Source organism: Streptomyces sp. Z423-1, from assembly GCF_013009255.1.
GTDB classification, from domain to species: domain Bacteria; phylum Actinomycetota; class Actinomycetes; order Streptomycetales; family Streptomycetaceae; genus Streptomyces; species Streptomyces gossypiisoli.
Genome location: NZ_CP053109.1, coordinates 640689 through 658679, shown reverse-complemented (window position 1 = coordinate 658679; position 17991 = coordinate 640689). Strand labels below are relative to the sequence as shown.

The 17991-nt window shown below is 72.7% G+C and carries 18 protein-coding genes; 8 read left to right on the top strand and 10 right to left on the bottom strand.

The genetic code is table 11. The annotated features are described in order from the left end of the window. Positions 1 to 145 precede the first annotated feature (145 nt). The 3 genes from HJD23_RS03090 to HJD23_RS03080 all read left to right on the top strand — a co-directional run bounded on the left by HJD23_RS03090 (position 146) and on the right by HJD23_RS03080 (position 2798). Positions 146 to 919: a GNAT family N-acyltransferase gene (locus HJD23_RS03090; RefSeq protein ID WP_171107774.1), complete on the top strand. Its 774-nt coding sequence runs from the start codon at positions 146 to 148 to the stop codon at positions 917 to 919. Continuing rightward, positions 919 to 1728, top strand: coding sequence for a lysophospholipid acyltransferase family protein (locus HJD23_RS03085; RefSeq protein WP_171107773.1), 810 nt, complete (start codon positions 919 to 921; stop codon positions 1726 to 1728). The genes HJD23_RS03090 and HJD23_RS03085 overlap by 1 nt, the downstream gene beginning before the upstream one ends. A gap of 116 nt (positions 1729 to 1844) precedes the next feature. Next, the gene (locus tag HJD23_RS03080) at positions 1845 to 2798 is read left to right on the top strand and encodes an IS481 family transposase (RefSeq protein ID WP_171133972.1); all 954 of its coding nucleotides are present in this window, start codon (positions 1845 to 1847) and stop codon (positions 2796 to 2798) included. Between the two features lie 93 nt (positions 2799 to 2891). On the opposite strand, the gene HJD23_RS03075 is transcribed toward HJD23_RS03080, so the two are convergent. Beyond that, the gene (locus HJD23_RS03075; RefSeq protein WP_171109528.1) at positions 2892 to 3902 is read right to left on the bottom strand and encodes an LLM class flavin-dependent oxidoreductase; all 1011 of its coding nucleotides are present in this window, start codon (positions 3900 to 3902) and stop codon (positions 2892 to 2894) included. 99 nt (positions 3903 to 4001) lie between these two features. On the opposite strand from HJD23_RS03075, the gene HJD23_RS03070 reads away from it, so the two are divergent. Next, the gene (locus HJD23_RS03070) at positions 4002 to 4493 is read left to right on the top strand and encodes a hypothetical protein (protein WP_171109529.1); all 492 of its coding nucleotides are present in this window, start codon (positions 4002 to 4004) and stop codon (positions 4491 to 4493) included. A gap of 12 nt (positions 4494 to 4505) precedes the next feature. On the opposite strand, the gene HJD23_RS03065 is transcribed toward HJD23_RS03070, so the two are convergent. After that, complete coding sequence (locus HJD23_RS03065; protein ID WP_171109530.1) at positions 4506 to 4721, bottom strand: dodecin; 216 nt, start codon at positions 4719 to 4721, stop codon at positions 4506 to 4508. 220 nt (positions 4722 to 4941) lie between these two features. Between HJD23_RS03065 and HJD23_RS03060 the strand changes: the two genes are divergently transcribed. Further along, on the top strand, positions 4942 to 6201 hold the full coding sequence (locus tag HJD23_RS03060) for an extracellular solute-binding protein (protein ID WP_171109531.1): 1260 nt from the start codon (positions 4942 to 4944) through the stop codon (positions 6199 to 6201). On the opposite strand, the gene egtD is transcribed toward HJD23_RS03060, so the two are convergent. From egtD to egtA, 4 genes are read right to left on the bottom strand one after another with little or no spacing between them, the layout of a single operon-like run. Beyond that, entirely contained in the window at positions 6202 to 7164 is a 963-nt protein-coding gene (gene egtD / locus HJD23_RS03055) for an L-histidine N(alpha)-methyltransferase (protein WP_171109532.1), read from the bottom strand. It lies immediately after the preceding gene. Continuing rightward, entirely contained in the window at positions 7161 to 7952 is a 792-nt protein-coding gene (gene egtC / locus HJD23_RS03050) for an ergothioneine biosynthesis protein EgtC (RefSeq protein ID WP_171109533.1), read from the bottom strand. Before egtC ends, egtD begins: the two co-directional genes overlap by 4 nt. After that, positions 7952 to 9286 (bottom strand): ergothioneine biosynthesis protein EgtB, encoded by a 1335-nt coding sequence (egtB, locus tag HJD23_RS03045; RefSeq protein ID WP_171109534.1) that lies wholly within the window; start codon positions 9284 to 9286, stop codon positions 7952 to 7954. The genes egtC and egtB overlap by 1 nt, the downstream gene beginning before the upstream one ends. Continuing rightward, positions 9283 to 10584, bottom strand: a complete 1302-nt coding sequence (gene egtA, locus HJD23_RS03040) for an ergothioneine biosynthesis glutamate--cysteine ligase EgtA (protein WP_171109535.1) — start codon at positions 10582 to 10584, stop codon at positions 9283 to 9285. The genes egtB and egtA overlap by 4 nt, the downstream gene beginning before the upstream one ends. A gap of 256 nt (positions 10585 to 10840) precedes the next feature. Here egtA and HJD23_RS03035 point away from each other — a divergent pair, with 256 nt between their 5' ends. After that, positions 10841 to 11662 carry a TIGR02452 family protein gene (locus tag HJD23_RS03035; protein ID WP_171109536.1) on the top strand — a complete coding sequence of 274 codons (822 nt, stop codon included), beginning with the start codon at positions 10841 to 10843 and terminating at the stop codon, positions 11660 to 11662. Here the strand turns inward: HJD23_RS03035 and HJD23_RS03030 are convergent. Both HJD23_RS03030 and HJD23_RS03025 read right to left on the bottom strand, forming a co-directional pair. Beyond that, a complete protein-coding gene (locus HJD23_RS03030) occupies positions 11647 to 12135 on the bottom strand; it encodes a type II toxin-antitoxin system PemK/MazF family toxin (RefSeq protein WP_171109537.1) in 489 nt (162 codons plus the stop codon). The genes HJD23_RS03035 and HJD23_RS03030 overlap by 16 nt on opposite strands. Before the next feature lie 31 nt (positions 12136 to 12166). After that, positions 12167 to 13591, bottom strand: a complete 1425-nt coding sequence (locus HJD23_RS03025) for an amidase (RefSeq protein WP_171109538.1) — start codon at positions 13589 to 13591, stop codon at positions 12167 to 12169. 266 nt (positions 13592 to 13857) lie between these two features. Between HJD23_RS03025 and HJD23_RS03020 the strand changes: the two genes are divergently transcribed. Next, positions 13858 to 15249, top strand: coding sequence for a glycoside hydrolase family 43 protein (locus HJD23_RS03020; protein WP_171109539.1), 1392 nt, complete (start codon positions 13858 to 13860; stop codon positions 15247 to 15249). On the opposite strand, the gene HJD23_RS03015 is transcribed toward HJD23_RS03020, so the two are convergent. Beyond that, a complete protein-coding gene (locus HJD23_RS03015) occupies positions 15246 to 16115 on the bottom strand; it encodes a universal stress protein (RefSeq protein WP_171109540.1) in 870 nt (289 codons plus the stop codon). The genes HJD23_RS03020 and HJD23_RS03015 overlap by 4 nt on opposite strands. Before the next feature lie 198 nt (positions 16116 to 16313). Next, positions 16314 to 16691, bottom strand: coding sequence for an STAS domain-containing protein (locus HJD23_RS03010; protein WP_240980613.1), 378 nt, complete (start codon positions 16689 to 16691; stop codon positions 16314 to 16316). A gap of 216 nt (positions 16692 to 16907) precedes the next feature. Between HJD23_RS03010 and HJD23_RS03005 the strand changes: the two genes are divergently transcribed. Further along, on the top strand, positions 16908 to 17978 hold the full coding sequence (locus HJD23_RS03005; RefSeq protein WP_171109542.1) for a zinc-dependent alcohol dehydrogenase family protein: 1071 nt from the start codon (positions 16908 to 16910) through the stop codon (positions 17976 to 17978). Positions 17979 to 17991: the final 13 nt, after the last annotated feature.

Below are 17991 nucleotides of genomic sequence, written 5' to 3'. Positions count from 1 at the left end.
ACCCCTGGCATTCAACATCCGCACATCCCCGCTCCGGTCACAGGTAACGCGCACGCCAACCGGCATAGGAAGAACTGTGGCGGCAGGCCGACGACCCGGCCCGCCCGCTGCCGTCGTCGAACCGGCCCGTGACCAGGAGTGTGCCATGACCGGCGTTTCCACCCTCGACCGTCCCCCGCAGCCAGCGGCGCCCACCCGCTACACCGTCACCCTCGCCCGCGACGAGGACGACGTGCGAGCGGCGCAGAAGCTGCGGCACGACGTCTTCGCCGGCGAGATGGGCGCGATGCTGTCCACCCCGCAGCCGGGGCTGGACATCGACTCCTTCGACGCGTACTGCGACCACCTGCTGGTCCGTGACACGCTCACCGGCGAGGTGGTCGGCACCTACCGCCTGCTGCCGCCCGAGCGCGCCGCCGTGGCCGGCCGGCTGTACTCCGAGGGCGAGTTCGACCTGACCCGTCTCGACCCGATCCGCCCCGGCCTCGTCGAGGTCGGCCGCTCCTGTGTGCACCCGGACCACCGCGACGGCACCGTCATCGGCCTGATCTGGGCGGGGATAGCGCGTTACATGGTGGACCGCGGCCACGACTGGCTGGCCGGCTGCTGCTCCATCCCGCTGGCCGACGGCGGCTCCCTCGCCGCCGCCACCTGGGACCGGGTCCAGGCCAAGAACCTCGCCCCCGAGGAGTACCGGGTACGACCGCTGCTGGCGTGGTCCGCGGACGGCGTCGCCCGCCCCGCCGGGCGCACCGAACTCCCGCCGCTGCTGCGCGGTTACGTCCGCCTGGGCGCCTGGGTGTGCGGCGAGCCCGCCCACGACGCCGACTTCGGCGTCGCCGACCTGTACGTGCTGCTGTCGATGCGCCGGGTCAACCCGCGCTATCTGAAGCACTTCCTCTCCCTCGTCCCGGCCTGATGAGCGTCTGGCTGCCCAGCGCGCCCTGCACCCCCAGGGCGTGCGTGGAGCCCGCGGGACGGGGCGCGGCGGCGCTGTGGGGCGTGCTGCGGCTCACCGCGGTGCTGGTGCTGCTGCTCGGCGGGATCACGCTGCTGCCGCTCGGCCGGCGCGTCCCCGCCCGCTGGGTACGCCGGTGGGCCCGGACGATCGCCCGGGCCGCGGGGGTCCGGGTCCGTATCAACGGCTCCGCCGCCCCCACCGGTGGGCTGCTGCTGGTCGCCAACCACATCTCCTGGCTGGACATCCCGCTGCTCGCGTCGGTCCGCCCGGCCCGGATGATCGCCAAAACCGAGATACGGCAGTGGCCGGTCGCCGGTCCGCTGGCCGCGAGCGCGGGGGTGGTGTTCATCGAACGCGACCGGCTGCGCACCCTCCCTGACACGGTCGCGCACATCGCCGACCTGCTGCGGTCCGGGACCGCGGTCGGCGTCTTCCCCGAGGGCAGCACCTGGTGCGGCCGCGCCCAGGGCACCTTCCGCCGGGCCGTCTTCCAGGCCGCGCTGGACGCCGGGGCCCCCGTCCAGCCGGTCCACATCCACTACCGCCTCGCCGACGGCCCCGCCAGCACGGCCCCGGCCTTCGTCGGCGAGGACTCCCTGCTCGCCTCCCTGTGGCGGGTGACGACGGCTCGCGGTCTGGTCGCCGAGGTGGACGTCCGGGACCCGATCCCGCCGGGCACCTTCCCCGACCGCCGGTCCCTGGCCCACGCCGCCCAGCCCACCGCGACACCGGAGCCCGGCTGGACACACGCGGTGCTGGCGTCCTAGGTGTTCTGCCCACGGAGGTTGGTGACAGCGATCACTGCCGTGTGATCTTGAAATGGGTGAGGGCCTTCTGGCCTGGTGTGGATTGCGACATCTGCACCAGCAACAGAAAGGCCCTCGTGCCCCACCGTAATGCACCCCTGACCGAGACCGGCCGCCTGCGCCTGGCCCGCTGCGTCGTAGACGACAACTGGAGCCTGCGACGGGCCGCAGAACGCTTCCAGGTCTCGCCGACCACGGCCCAGCGGTGGGTCGACCGTTACCGTCGGCTCGGCGAGGCCGGCATGGCCGACCGCTCCAGCCGTCCGCGCACCAGCCCGCGCCGCACCCCGACCCGCACCGAGCGCCGGATCATCAAGGTCCGCATCCTGCGCCGGTGGGGACCGGCCCGCATCGCGCACCTGCTGCACCTGGTGCCCTCGACGGTGCACCGCGTCCTGGCCCGCTACGGCCTGGCCCGCCTTGCCCACCTGGACCGGGCCACCGGCCGTGTCATACGCCGCTACGAACGCGACCGGCCCGGCGAACTGGTCCATGTCGACATCAAGAAGCTCGGCAACATCCCCGACGGCGGCGGCCACAGAGTCCTCGGCCGGGCCGCAGGCCGCAAGAACCGCACGAACGCCGGCTACAGCTACCTGCACACCGCCGTCGACGACCACTCCCGCCTGGCCTACAGCGAGATCCACGCCGACGAGAAGAAGGAGACCGCCACCGCCTTCTGGACCCGCGCCCACGCCTTCTTCATCCAGGCCGGCATCACCGTGGAACGGGTACTGACCGACAACGGCTCCTGCTACCGCTCCCGCAACTGGCGCGACCTGCTGGCAGCGGCCGGGATCACCCACAAACGAACCCGGCCCTACCGGCCACAGACGAACGGCAAGGTCGAACGCTTCAACCGCACCCTGCTGGACGAGTGGGCCTACGCCCGCCCCTACAGGTCCGAGGCCGAACGACGCCAGGCGTTCGACGAGTGGCTGCACACCTACAATCACCACCGCGGACACACCGCGCTGAAAGGCCAGCCACCCTCCAGCCGCGTCCCCAACCTCTCAGGGCAATACACCTAGCCCGCCCGCACCAGGGCTCTCCGGCCGCCGGATCTTCACCGGCGGCCGGAAGCCTTCTCCCCTCCGGTCGGCACAGCCCGGGGTCAGGCCGAGCTATGAGTGGATGATCCCGGCCAACCGCCGGTACGAGTCCAGCAGCGCCTCGCGGTCGTACGTGCTGGTCGTGACGAGCACCTCGTCGGCGGCCGTCTCCTTCAGCACCGTCTCCAGCTCGTGGGCGACCTGCTCCTCGGTGCCCGCGATATGGCCGGTCAGCCCGGACTCGTAGAAGCCGCGCTCCTTGTCCGTCATCCTGCCCGTCGTCCGCAGCTCCTCGACGCGCTCGGCGGGCGGCAGGGGCGGGAACGTGCCGTGCGTGCGGGAGTACGCCATCGACCAGGCCTCGGGGATCAGCAGCCGCCGGGCGTCCCCGGGGGTCGCGGCCACGGCGACGGTGCCGGAGATGACGACGTACGGCTCGCTCGCCCAGTGAGACGGGCGGAAGTGCGTGCGGTAGTGGTCGATGCCGCGCCGCATCTTCTCCCGGTCGCGGAGGTCGCCGATCACCATCGGCAGGCCCGCGCGGGCCGCGATCGCGGCGCCCTCGCCCATCGCGAGCACGAAGGGCGGCACGGTCAGGCCCTCCGAGGGGCGGGCGTGGACCCGTGTCGGGGAGGTGCCGCGGAACCAGCCCAGCAGGTCCTGAAGCTGGGCGGCGAAGTCCTCGGCGTCGTCCTTGTCCCGGCCCAGCGCCTTGCGCACGCCGTCGGTGAAGCCCACCGACCGGCCGAGCCCCATGTCGATCCGGCCCGGGAACAGGGACTCCAGCACGCCGAACTGCTCGGCGACGACCAGTGGTTGGTGGTTGGGCAGCATCACCCCGCCGGTGCCCACCCGGATCGTCCGGGTCGCCCCGGCCACGGCGGCGGCCAGCACGGTCGGCGCGGAACCGGCGACGCCGGGCACGCCGTGGTGCTCCGACACCCAGAAGCGGTGGTAGCCGAGCTCCTCCAGCTCACGCGCCAGCCGCACGGTGTCACGCAGTGCCTCCGGGGCCGTATGCCCCTCGCGGGTGCGGGAGCGGTCGAGCACGGAGAAGCGGGCCGAGGCGGTCACGGAGGTCACACCGGGTTCAACACCCGGCGGGGCTCGGCATTCCCGCCGGGTCCGGTGACAGCCGTACGGGCTCGCCGCGCCGGGCCGCAGGCTGACTAGGGTGGGCGTGTGACAGCTCGTGACGAACGTCCGGTCGCCGTGTTCGACCTCGACAACACCCTCGCCGACACGGCCCACCGGCAGCGCTTCCTGGAACGCAAGCCGCGCGACTGGGACGGCTTCTTCGCCGCCGCCCCCGCGGATCCACCCCTCGCCCAGGGCATCGAGATGGCGCGGGCGAGTGCCGAGGAGTGCGAGGTCGTGTACCTCACCGGGCGGCCCGAGCGGTGCCGGCAGGACACCCTCGACTGGCTCGCCGCCCAGGAACTGCCCGAGGGGCGCGTCTACATGCGGCGCGACGCCGACCGCAGGCCCGCCCGGTACACCAAGCTGGAGATCCTGCGCCGGCTCGCCCGGAGCCGGGAGATCCGGGTGCTCGTGGACGACGACGAGCTGGTGTGCGAGGACGCGGAGCGGGCCGGGTTCACCGTCGTGCGGGCGCGCTGGGCGACCCCCTCCGCCGAGCTCAAGGTGGCGCAGGAGCGCGAGGGGCGGACCTGACGGGGCAGGTCCTCACTCGGCGTCCTCCAGGCGGAAGCCGACCTTCATGCTCACCTGCCAGTGCGCGATCTGCCCGTTGTCGAGCTGGCCCCGCACTTCCGTCACCTCGAACCAGTCGAGGTTGCGCAGGGTCTGCGAGGCGCGGTTGATGCCGTTGCGGATGGCCTGGTCCACGCCCTCGGGCGAGCTGCCGACGATGTCCGTGACCCGGTAGGTGTGGTTCGTCATGCGGGTACTCCTCTCGCGCGGTGACGACGGCGTCACATGTGTCCCGCGTCACTCCACCGTGCCCCAAGCGGCAGCGGAGCGCGAGGCGTCCCCCGCCTTCCCCGGAATCCCTTGACCCCCGCATTGGTCCATACCAAAATCGGCACACCCGTACGAGCCCGCGCTCGTTCCCCCCACGTCGGGCCCTTTCCCCCTGTCCGCCAGACAGAACAGGACCGCCGTGAAGCTTCGCCGCCTTGCCCTCGCCTGCCTGTCCGCCTCCCTCCTCGCCGGGTGCGCACTCGCCCCGTCGGGCGGGACCGAACGGCGCACGGTCACCGTGTGGCTGATGAAGGACAGCGCCTCGACGGAGTTCCTGGAGCGGTTCACCGAGGAGTTCGAGCGCACGCACGACGACCTCGACCTCGACATCCGCATCCAGGAGTGGACCGGCATCGGCGAGAAGGTGCAGGCCGCGCTGGAGGCCGACACCCCGGACGGGCCCGATGTGATCGAGGTCGGCAACACCCAGGTCCCGCAGTACGTCGACGGCGGCGGCCTGCTCGACCTGACACTGGAGTCGATGCGGGACTGGGGCCTGCGCGACTGGCTGCCCGGCCTCGCCGAACCGGGGCGGCTGCGGTCGACGCAGTACGGCATCCCCTGGTACGCGGCGAACCGCGTCGTCATCTACCGCAAGGACCTGTTCGAGCAGGCCGGGATCACCAGTCCACCGAAGACGCGCGAGGAGTGGCTCGCCGCCACCGAGAAGCTCAACTCCGGTGGCAACCAGGGGATCTACCTGGCCGGACAGGACTGGTACACGCTCTCCGGCTTCATCTGGGACGAAGGCGGCGACCTCGCGAGGGAGAGCGGCGGCGTCTGGACCGGCACCCTGGACACCCCGGCCGCCCTGCGCGGCATGGACTTCTACCGCCGGCTCCAGGCGCTCGGCGAGGGCCCGGTCGACGCCGACGAGGAACATCCGCCGCAGGCCGGGGTGTTCGCCGAGGGGAAGGTCGCCCAGATCGTGGCCGTACCGGGCCAGGCCCGGGCGATCGTCCGGCAGAACCCCGAACTCGACGGCACATTGGGCTTCTTCCCCGTCCCCGGCAAGTCCGCCGACAAGCCCGGCGCCGTCTTCACCGGCGGCTCCGACCTCGTCGTGCCGAAGAACACCGACCAACGCGACGGTGCCATCGCCGTCGTGGAGGAACTCACCGGCGCCCAGTGGAACACCGAACTGGCCCGCACCATGAACTACGTCCCCAACAAGACGACCCTCGCCGGGGCCGTCGCGGGCGAGGAGGGGGTCGCCGCCATGGCGGCGGGTGCCGCGCAGGGGCGGGCGACCCCCAGTACGCCCGAGTGGGCGGCCGTCGAGGCGGACAACCCGATCAAGGAGTACATGACCCGGGTGCTGGGCGGCGCCGACCCGGCGGCGGAGGCCCGCCGCGCCTCCCGGCGGATCACCGAGGCGCTGGCGGTCCCCCTGGGCTGATCAGCCGACGGTGCTCAGCGAGAGCGCGAAACGGCCCTCGCCGTCCGTCCACCAGCGGGCCAGCTCAAGCCCCGCGGCCGCCAGTTCGGCGCGTACCCCGTCCTTGCGGAACTTCGCCGACACCTCGGTGTGCAGTTCCTCGCCCGCCGCGAAGTCGACGGCGAGGTCGAGCGAGGGGATCTTCACGGTCTGGGCGACACGGGAGCGCAGCCGCATCTCGATCCATTCGTTCCCGGCGTCCCACAGGGCCACATGGTCGAAGGCGCCGGGATCGAAGTCGGCGTCCAGCTCACGGTTGACGACCGACAGCACGTTCTTGTTGAACGCGGCCGTCACGCCGGCCGCGTCGTCGTACGCCCGGACCAGCACCTGCTCGTCCTTGACCAGGTCGGTGCCGAGCAGCAGCGCGTCGCCGGGGGAGAGCAGGGCGCGGACCGCGGCGAGGAACGTGGCGCGCTCGTCGGGGAGGAGATTGCCGATCGTGCCGCCGAGGAACGCCACCAGCCGGGGGCCCGGCGTGTCGGGCAGTTCGAGCGCCACGGTGAAGTCGGCGATCAGCGCGTGCACGTTCAGGCCGGGCCGTTCCGCGAGGAGCGCGTGCCCGGCCTGGGTGAGGGCGCTGTCGCTGACGTCGACCGGGACGTACGTGTGCAGCCCCGTCAGCGCGTCGAGCAGGTGCCGTGTCTTCTCCGAGGAGCCGGAGCCCAGCTCGACGAGGGTGCGGGCGCCGGTCGCCGCGGCGATCTCGGCGGCGCGGGCGACGAGGATCTCCCGTTCGGCGCGCGTCGGGTAGTACTCGGGCAGTTCGGTGATCTGTTCGAACAGATCGCTGCCGTGGGCGTCGTAGAACCACTTCGGCGGCAGCGTCTTGGGCGAGCTCGTCAGGCCCTTGAGGACATCGGCGCGCAAAGCGGCCTCCGTGGCGTCCTCGGGCAGGGTGCGGGTGAGAAGGAACGGACTCACGTACGGGGCTCCTTCGAAGATGGGGCCGCCGAGGCGTCGCTCGGCTCCTTGAGCGGGGTGAGCTGCACATCGGTGCCGCTCGCCGCCAGCAGGGTGCGGTCGGGCACCTCGTGCCAGCGCGGATCGTCGTCGTAGGGTTCCGAGGCCACGACCGTGCCGCCGCCCGGCCGGGGGAGATACCACAGGGTGTCGCCCCAGGCCGTCGCGGCGATGGAAGCGCCGTCGGTCAGCAGCAGATTGAGCCGGGAGCCCGGGGCCGCCGCGGCGATCTCCGGGACCGTGTCGGCCAGCGCCCGGCCCAGGTCGTCACCGGCGCGCAGCCGGGCGAGGACCAGCGCCCACACGAGCGCCGAGTCGTTGCGGGCCTCCAGGGACAGCAGATCCACCGGGGACAGGCCGTCCGCGAGCCCGGCGAGCGAGTGCGGCCAGCCCGTGACGGCGCCGTTGTGGCTGAACAGCCAGGATCCCGCGGCGAACGGCGCCGCCGCGGCCTCCGCGTCGGCGCCCGCCAGCGTCGCGTCCCGCACGGCGGCGAGCAGCGTCCGGGTGCGCACGACCCGGGCCAGGTCGGCGAAGGACAGGTCCGCCCAGATGGGCCCGGCCCGCCGGTAGCGCGCCGGCATCGGATCGCCCTGCGCGTACCAACCCACCCCGAAACCGTCCGCGTTGACGGTGCCGTACCGCTGACGTCGGGGCGCCCACGACTGCCGGTACAGGCCGAAGGGGGGTTCCACCAGCAGCCTGCCGAGGGTTTCCTCGGGCCCGGTGTACGCCAGGTGACGGCACATCAGACGTCCCCCGGGCGGGCGGTGCGGAAGCCGGAGAAGATCTGCCGCCGGATCGGATAGTCCCAGTTGCGGAAGGTGCCCCGGCAGGCCACCGCGTCCACGGCGAACGAACCGCCGCGCAGCACCTTGTACTCGGGCCCGAAGAACACCTCCGAGTACTCCTTGTACGGGAACGCCCGGAAACCCGGGTACGGCAGGAAGTCGCTGGCCGTCCACTCCCACACGTCGCCGATCAACTGCCGTACGCCCAGCGGGGACTCACCGGCCGGATAGCTGCCCGCCGGTGCCGGGCGCAGGTGCCGCTGGCCCAGGTTGGCGTGCTCGGGCGCCGGGTCGGCGTCGCCCCACGGGTAACGCGTCGAACCGCCCGTCGCCGGGTCGAAGCGGGCCGCCTTCTCCCACTCGGCCTCGGTGGGCAGCCGCCGCCCGGCCCAGCGGGCGTAGGCGTCGGCCTCGTACCAGCACACGTGCAGCACCGGCTCGTCGTGCGGCACGGCCTCGGTGACCCCGAAACGCCGCCTGAGCCACTGGCCGCCGTCCCGGCGCCAGAACAGCGGCGCCTTGATGGAGTGGCGGCGGATGTGCGTCCAGCCGTCCGCCGTCCACCAGCGCGGGTCGTCGTAGCCGCCGTCCTCGATGAACGCGAGATACGCGCCGTTCGTGACCGGCGTGGTGTCGATGTAGAACGGGGCCACGTCCCGCCGGTGTGCGGGCCGTTCATTGTCCAGCGCCCATGGCTCGGTGGAGGTGCCCATGGTGAACGGGCCGCCCGGCACCAGGACTTCGGCCGGTCCGGTGAACAGCGGCACGGGCTCCGGGTCGGGGGCGTGCAGGGCCTGCGGGCCCTTGCGCAGCTGATGGGTGATCAGCATGGTCTCGTCGTGCTGCTGTTCGTGCTGCGCGATCATCCCGAAGGCGAAACCCGCCTCCGTCAGCCGCGTCCCGTGGAACGCGATGCCGGCCAGCACGTCCAGGGCCCGGCCGCGCACCTCGGCCGCGTACTTGCGGGCCTCGTCGGGCGGCAGCAGTGGCAGCGACGGGCGCTCCGCGCGCGGGTGCTCGAAGGCGTCGTACAGGTTGTCGATCTCGGGCCGTATCGCCTCCTGGCCGGCGACCGCGCGGAGCAGCCAGAGCTCCTCCTGGTTGCCGATGTGCGCGAGGTCCCACACCAGCGGGGACATCAGCGGCGAGTGCTGGGCGGTCAGGTCGGGTTCCTCGACGCAGCTGGTCAGCAGCGTGGTGCGGTCCCGCGCGGTGGTGAGCGAGGTCAGGGCCCGCTCGCGGACGGCCTCGGTGTCGATCTCGATCTCCGTGTCGGTGGCGGGCTCGGTCATGTGCGCAGGTCCTTCCCGTGCGTGCGGCCGTCCGTGCCGCGCAGCCTGTCGAGCAGGTCGTCGGCGGGGCAGCGGCCCCGGATGACATAGCGGTCCCGGTACGCGGCGACGGCGTCGATGACGTCGGTGGACGCGCCGAGCCGGGGCAGCGCCCGCAGCGCCGTCGTGAAACACTCGACGGCCACCTCGTGCAATTCCGGGTCGGCGAGCCCGTACCGGGCCGCGTCGAGCCACAGCGGGTTGTGCGGCGCGGGCAGCGCGTCGGTCCGCTCGGCCAGGGGTTTCACCGCGCGGTACGCGGTCTCCGCGGCCTCCGGGTCGTTGAACAGGGCCGTCGTCACGGCGAGCGGCACGATCCACCCGTCCTCGCCGGGCTGCGCGTCGATCATGCGCAGTTCGAGGTGGCCGCGCGGCCGGACCGGTGGGAACAGCGTGGTGATGTGGTAGTCGAGGTCGTCCCAGGTCGGTGGTCTGGGCGCCCCCGATCTGGTCCAGTTCCGGAAGGTCAGCCCGTCCGGCACATGCCAGGGGCCGCCGTCCTGCCGTACGCACATCACCGGGGCGTCGAGCACATGCCGGGCCCAGGCGCCCCGGGGATCGGCGTCCAGGACGGGCGCGCCCGCCCGGCCCGCGCCGATCTCCACCCAGCGCAGCTGCCGGGTGGACTGCCAGCCGGTGGGCTCATGGCCGGCCAGTGGGGAGTTGGCGAACGCGGCCAGCAGGACCGCGCCCAGCTGGTGCGCCAGCCACCAGCGCCGTACATGGCCGAGCGGGCCGGGCTCCTCGTACCCGGCGTCCAGGCACACCTGGACCGACGCCGAGGTGCACATCATGGCGCGGCCGGCCGGGCCGGTGCGGTCGAGGCAGGTCTCCATCGCCTCGTAGCGCGGCTCGCGCAGGAACCGGCGGGGGGCGTGCCACGGGTCATGGCCGATGCCGAGGAGGCCGAGATCGTGCTCGCGCAGTACCGCGCGGACGGCGTCCAGATCGGCGGAGACGGTGTCCACGCACTCCATCAGGGAGGCGGCGGGCGGGGAGCTCAGCTCCAGCTGGCCGCCGGGTTCGACGGTCAGCGCCGACCTCAGAGGGACGGTGCGCAGTGCGGCGTAGGCCGCTTCGAGTCGTTCGGGTGTCACGGGGAGCTGCGGTCCGTGCAGCTCGTGGACGAGCCATTCCACTTCGACGCCGACGGTGTGCGGCGGTCCGGTCTTGAAGCAGATGCCCCGGACCAGGGCCTCCACTTCCGGTTCGGTGACGGCTGTACGGGGCTCCGTACAGCCGCTGACTGAGTCGGACATGTCGGGATCCTCCTGAGATTCCACCATGCCGCCGATCCGGCAAACGGCAAGCCGGATCGGCACACTCGTCCCACCCAAGACCCTCGCGTCGTTTCGCACAAGGGTGCATACCGGGTCTTTGCGGCCCCGATGCCGGTGCCTTGGGGGCCCGGGAAACTCTGTTGCACCGCAGGACCAATATCGCTCACGATGCGTTCATGAGCACGACGGGGGAGATCGCGGGGCGCGCGGTCGTGGCGCCCACGGGGGTGGCGCCATGAGCGCGCGTCTGCGAGCCATCGCGCGGGAGACCGAGCAGATCGTGGCCCCGGGCACCTACCGGGCGTCGAACGGGCGTACGGTGTCCATCGCCGAGGCGGTCGCGGGCGCACGGGACAGGACGCGGATGCACGGCCCCGAACCGGTTCCGGTGGCGCCCGCGCCGCCGGTGGACACCCTCGTCGAGGTCACGGGCGAGAGCAGCCTGGAGGCGGCCCGCCGGATCGGCGATACGGCGGTGCTGAACTTCGCCTCCGCGCGCAACCCGGGCGGCGGGTTCCTCAACGGCGCGCAGGCCCAGGAAGAGGCGCTGTGCCGCGCCTCGGCGCTGTACACGTGCCTGCTGCGGGTGGCGGAGTTCTACGGCCATCACCGCGCCCACCGCGACCCGTTCTACACGGATCGTGTCATCCATTCACCCGCCGTGCCCGTCTTCCGCGACGACCGCGGCCGCCTGCTGGACGAGCCGTACCCGGCCGGGTTCCTGACCGCGGCGGCTCCGAACGCCGGGGTGGTGCGCCGTACGGCGCCGGAGCGGGCGGCCGAACTCCCGCACGCCCTCGCCGCACGCGCGGAGCGCGTCCTGGAGACCGCGGCCTGCCACGGCTACCGCCGACTGGTCCTGGGCGCCTGGGGCTGCGGGGTGTTCCAGAACGACCCGGCGCAGGTCGCGGGCGCCTTCCGGGACCTGCTGGGGCCGGGCGGACGGTTCGCGGGGAGGTTCGGACACGTGGTGTTCGCGGTGCTGGACCGGACGCCGGGAGCGGTGACCCGGGAGGCGTTCGTACGCGCGTTCCCGGAGCGTCAGCTCCAGCCGTAGCGCTGCCGCAGCCGGTGCCGGACCAGGTTGAAGCGCATCCGGTCCAGGGCGCAGGCCTCCCGCCGCATGCCCTCCTCGTGCAGCCGCAGCACCCGGTCCACGTCCACCCAGGAGTCCCGCCCCGACCGGTCCCACGGCCCGTTCCCGATCGGCACCCACCGGGGCAAGCCCCGGCTCCACTGGAGCGGCTTCGCCGCGCCCCTTGTCTCACCGTCGTGCCGCTTGCTGGACAACTGCACGGCGAGGAACGTACCCGCCGCCTCCCGGGCCACCACCAGCACCGGGCGGTCCTTGCCCCGCCCGTCGTTCTCCTCATAGGGCACCCACGTCCACACGATCTCCCCGGGGTCCGGGTCGCCGTCGTGCGCGGGCGAGTACTCGGTGCGCACCCGGCCGACCTCGCGCGGGTCGGCCTCGGTGGTCGCGGTGGGGCCGAAGCGGCCGGGGACGTTCTCATCCGTGAAGGCAGTCACGGGGGTCACGGTAACGGGCGGCTCAACGACCCTATGCCGCAGGGGACTGGGAGGCGACCTGCCCGGGCGGGCGCAGTTCGTGCCAGCGCAGGTCCGCCTCCAGTTGCGCGGCGAGGGAGACGAGCAGCGGCTCGCTGTGCGCGGGACCCAACAGCTGCGCCCCGACCGGCAGTCCGCCGCTGACGAAACCGGCCGGAACGTTCACGCCGGGCCACCCCAGCACGTTCCACGGCCAGGCATACGGGCAGGCGGCGATCATGGCGCGGTCGGTGGCGAGACCGCCGAGCTTCAGCATGGCGCCGATCCGGGGCGGGGGAGCGGCCGTCGTCGGCGCGAGGATCACGTCGTACGACGTGAAGAAGGCGCCGATACGGCGGTGCAGCGCCGCCTCGGCACGCCGGGCCGCCCGCAGCGGAGTCCCGCCGAGCAGCCGGCCCAGCCGCGCGGCGTGCCGGGTGCGCGGGTCGAGCAGGGCGGGGTCGGGGGCCTCACGGGCCCACTCGGCGACACCGGCCGTGGCGCGCGGGACGAAGGTCAGCCCGATCTGGCCGTAGGGCGGGTCGGCCTCCTCGACCGTGTGGCCCAACGCGGCCAGTTTCCCGGCGAGTTCGACGACCCGGGCGCGGATCTCCGGGTGCAGCCGGGCGGGCAGCGCGGTGAACGGCGGCTTCAGCGCGAGGGCGATGCGCAGCCGGCCGGGTTCGCGGCCGACCGCCTTCGACACGTCGAGCGCGGGTGGACGGTACGGGTCGAGGTCGTGGTTGCCGCTGGCGGCGTCCAGCAGCAGGGCCGCGTCCGCGACCGTACGGGCCAGGGTGCCGTTGACCGTGATGCCGTGGAACGACTCGCCGCGCGGCCAGGTGGAGATGCGCCCGCGCTGCGGCTTGATGCCGATCAGATGGGTCCAGGACGCCGGGATGCGCACCGAACCGGCGCCGTCCGAGCCGAGCGCGGCCGGGACCAGCCCCGCCGCGACCGCCGCCGCCGAGCCGCCCGACGAACCGCCCGGCGTGTGCTCGGTGTTCCACGGGTTGCGGGTCGCCCCGAAGGCGGGCCCCTCGGTGAACGGCCACTGCCCGAGTTCGCAGGTGTTGGTCTTGCCGACGATCACTGCGCCGGACGCGCGCAGCCGCCGTACCGCCTCGCCGTCCTCGGCGACCGGCGTGAACGTCCCCGGGCAGCCGAACGCGGTCGGCTCGCCTGCCACGTCCATGTCGTCCTTGACGGCGACGGGCACCCCGAGCAGCGGGCGGCGGGTCCCGGCGGCCAGTTCCCGGTCGGCGGCCGCGGCCTCGGCGAGCGCCGCCTCGGCCCGGACGATCCGGAAGGCGTTCAGCGTGCCCTGCGTCGCCTCGATCCGGGCCAGGGCCGCCTCGACGAGGGCGCGTGAGGTCACCTCGCCGTCGGCGAGCGCACGGGCTGTCTCCGCCAGGCCGGCGGACGGGTCGAGCGTCATGCGGGACACCTCCGGAGCGTGTGGTCTACCGAACGGTAACGTCGGCAGGGCTTCGGGGGAACGGGGCGGAAAGGAAAGCCGGTTTGCGTCAGTCCGTACGCCTCGTGAACCACAACTTGCCCACAGGCCTCGTTCCATCGTGCGCGAAGCATTGACGCCCTGCGACCTCGCCCCTACTTTCTGACCGACTTGTCGAACTCTGTTCGGTATATCGAACCCCTTGGGTCGAAGCAGAGCCGCGCACGACCCCACGAGGAGAGCCGCACATGACCCCATCCCGCCCCGCATCCCCCTCCCGCCGCACCCTGCTGCGCACCCTCGCCGTCCTGCCCGCCTCGGCGCTCGTGCTCGGCGAACTGCCCGGCATGCTCGGCACCGCCGCGGCCGCCGCCCCGCCCAGCGGCTCCGCCACCCGCTACACCATCGTCCCGTTCCTCAACAGCAACGACGGCACGGTGAACGTCTACCAGTCCGACGACGCCACCGACTTCCGGCTCGTGAGATCGTCGGCGTACACCCCGCCCAGCAACCGGATCCGCGACGCCGCGATCTTCCGGCACACCGACGGCTACTACTACATCACCTACACCACGCACACCTGGCAGGACACCAGCACCACCATCGGCTTCGCGCGCAGCTCGGACCGGGTCAACTGGACTTTCCTCTACGACTATCCGGTCCCGATCGCCAACCTGTCGCGCGCGTGGGCGCCGGAGTGGTTCGTCGACAGCGACGGCAGCGTGAACGTCATCGTGTCCTGCTCGACCACCGACAACGAGTGGATCTTCACCCCGTACCGGCTGCGGGCCACCAACGCGGCGCTGACCGGGTGGACTTCACCGGTCCCGCTGTCCGGCATCGGCGCCAACCACATCGACACGTTCATCGTGCGGATCGGCTCGACCTACCACGCCTTCCCGAAGAACGAGACCACCAAGTACATCGAGTACGCCACCGCCTCCAGCCTCACCGGGCCGTACACCATCGACCGCACCGGCGACTGGGCGGGCTGGGGCAGCTACCGCGAGGGCCCGGCGCTGGTACAGCTGGACAACGGCGCCTGGCGCATCTTCTTCGACGGCTACGGCGACGGCACCTACTACTACAGCGACAGCTACGACACCTTCGCGACCTGGACCGCACCACGCGCCCTGCCCGGAATCTCCGGCACGGCACGCCACTTCACGGTCATCAAGGAGACGGTGTCCGGCGGCGTGACTCTGGCCAGGAACGTCACCCGCTCCTTCCGCTCGGCCAACTACACCACCCGCTACTGGCAGCAGCAGTCCGCCCTGCTCAACCTCCCCGTGGTGACCGCCTCCAGCACCACCGCCGAGAAGCGGGCCGCCACCTTCACGGTCGTCCCCGGCCTGGCCGACGCGGGCGCGTACTCGTTCCGCGACTCCGCGGGCAACTACCTGCGCCACTACGGCTTCCGCGGCCGCTTCGACCCGAACGACGGCACGACGACGTTCGCCCACGACGCCACGTTCATCGCCCGCACGGGCACCGCGTCGGGCTCGATCCGCTTCGAGTCGTACAACTACCCGGGCCGCTACCTCCGCCACTACGACTACCAGCTCGGCGTCGACCTGCCGGACGGCACGGACCTGTTCCGCCAGGACAGCTCGTTCGTCCCGGTGACGGCCTGGGCCTAGGCCGAGAGGCTGCCGACCGGGAACTGCGGAACGACGGCGACCGGGCAGGCGACGTGGCGCAGCGCGGCGTGGGCGACCGGGCCGAGCTTCCACACGCCCCGGGGCGGGTGCGTCCGGCGTCCCACGACCAGGAGCCGGCTGTGTGCGCAGAAGGACGGCAGCACCTCAGCGGCCGATCCGGCCGTGACGCGTTGCACGACGGCGACCTCGGGGAACTTCTCCTGCCAGGGCGTCAGAGCCGCCTGAAGCCTGGCGCGTTGTTCCTCGCCGTTGCGCGGGCCGCAGTGCGGGGGTACGGCCGTGACCGCGCGGACGAGAACACCGTGGGCGTCGGCGGTGGTGAAGGCGAACTCCAGCAGGGTGTCGGCGGCCGGTCCCGGCTCCCGCACCCCGACCACGATCTCGTTGCGCTCCGCCGTCCCCGGGTGGCACCGGTCGGCCTCGACCGTCGAGTCGTCCGCCCGCACGACGACAGCGGGGCACTGCGTGAGACCCAGGACGTTCAGCGCGATGGAGCCGAGCAGGAAGCTCGCCACCGAGCCGTGTCCGCGGGACCCCAGCACCAGCAGGTCCGCGTCCGTGCCGCGGTCGAGCAGGGCCTGTGCGGCGGGCGCCGACACGAGTTCCGTGGTCAGCGTCAGATCGCCATAGCGGTGCCGCAGGTCGGCCGCTGTCCGCTGCAGCACCTCCTGCCCGTACCGCCGCTTGCTCCCGGCCTGATCAGCTACGGGCACGGTGAGCGGTTGGGTGGTCCAGGAGTGGAGCAGGTGGACAGGCACGTGCCGGACCACGGCCTCGTGCGCGGCCCACCGGGCAGCGGCCGCACCGGCGGGGGAGCCGTCGACGCCGACGACGAGTCCGGTCATGACGCACCTCCGGTGGGGCGGGGGACATACGGCGCCATGCCGCCCCGCATGTTCCTCCGCACGTTCCTTCGCTTCCAGGCTCGTGCTGTTTCACCTGCCGGGGGAGGGCCGGACGGGGTTCCTTCGGGGACCGTACGGCCCAGCGCGGGACGGCGGCGGGCACGCCCCAGCGCCTTCCCGGCGGCCGTCAGCCACCGGTCAGGCGACGTCGGTGCTCGACGGCATGGCCGCAGCCCCCGGCGGGACCGCGCAGACTTCGAACGCGCCGGACAGGCGGGTGAGCCGGAGGATGCGCCGGAAGCGCGGGTTGTCCGTGACGAGCCGCAGCCGGCCCTGCCGGGCACGGACGTGGTTGGCGACCCGGCACAGCACACCCAGCCCGGTGCAGTCGATGAAGGACACCGAGCGCAGGTCCACCACCAGGTCGGGGAGCGGACCCGCGGTCAGCACGTCCAGGCGGGCGCCGACGCACGGCGCCGTGAGCATGTCGATCTCGCCGCTCAGCTCCACGATCGTCGTATCACCGACGACACGTGCCGTGGGGCGGGGCGTGGCCCTGATCCGAGTCTCGGACACAGTGGAAGACAATCCCCGTCGCCGCGGTGGGCGGCAGGGCCGGTCGGGCCCCTTGTGGCAGAGGTCATGGGGCCGAAGGGCCTCGGTCGACGCCGCCCGGCCCGTCCGGCCGCGCACCGGGGCCGACCGGCCCAAGCGCATCCCGGCGGACCCTGTGACGCTGGACCTGTGGGGCCTTTCCGGCACCGCGTCCTCGCCCCCGAGGAGGGAAACGTCATGAAGGGCTACGTCTTCCACGGCCCCGGACAGTCCGCCTGGGAAGAGGTCCCGGACCCCGGCATCGAGGACGCCACCGACGCGATCGTGCGGGTGGACGCCGTCACCATCTGCGGGACGGACCTGCACATCCTCAAGGGCGACCTGCCCGAGGTGCGGCCCGGCACGGTGCTGGGGCACGAGGCGGTCGGCGAGATCGTCGAGGTGGGCGGCGAAGTGCGCACCGTGAGGCCCGGGGACCGGGTGCTGGTCTCCTGCATCAGCGCCTGCGGCCGCTGCCGCTACTGCCGGGAGAGCAGCTACGGCCAGTGCCGGGGCGGCGGAGGCTGGATCCTCGGCCATCTGATCGACGGCACCCAGGCCGAGTACGTCCGCGTCCCGCACGCCGATCTGTCCGTGCACGCGCTGCCCGGAGCGGTGGACAGCAAGGACGCCGTGCTGCTCGCGGACATTTTCCCGACCTCGTACGAGGTGGGCGTGCTCAACGGGCGGGTACGGCCCGGGGACACCGTCGCCGTGGTCGGGGCCGGTCCCATCGGGCTGGCGGCGATCGCCACGGCACGGCTGTTCCCCCCCGGACGGATCGTCGCCGTGGACCTGGCCGCCGCCCGCCTGGACGCGGCCAAGCGGCTCGGCGCGGACGCCGTGGCCGACGCCCGCGAGACGCCCGAGCAACTGGTCGCCGACCTCACCGATGGGCTGGGTGCCGACGTGGCCATCGAGGCCGTCGGTGCGCCGGAGACCTTCGAGCTGTGCACGCGCATGGTGCGCCCCGGCGGTCACGTGGCCAACGTCGGTGTGCACGGCAGGCCCGCGACCCTGCACCTCGAAGACCTCTGGATCAAGAACGTGACCATCACGACCGGGCTGGTCGACACGTACTCCACGCCCACCCTGCTGCGCATGGCGGCCGCGGGCCGGCTGCCCACCTCGCAGTTGGTCACCCACACGTTCCCGCTGGACCACATGGAGGAGGCGTACGACGTCTTCGCCGGGGCCGCCGAGACCGGCGCGCTCAAGGTGGTGCTCGGCGAGCCGCAGCACGACGTCGTCGCCGTGCGGCCGACCTGACGGAGAGGAAGTG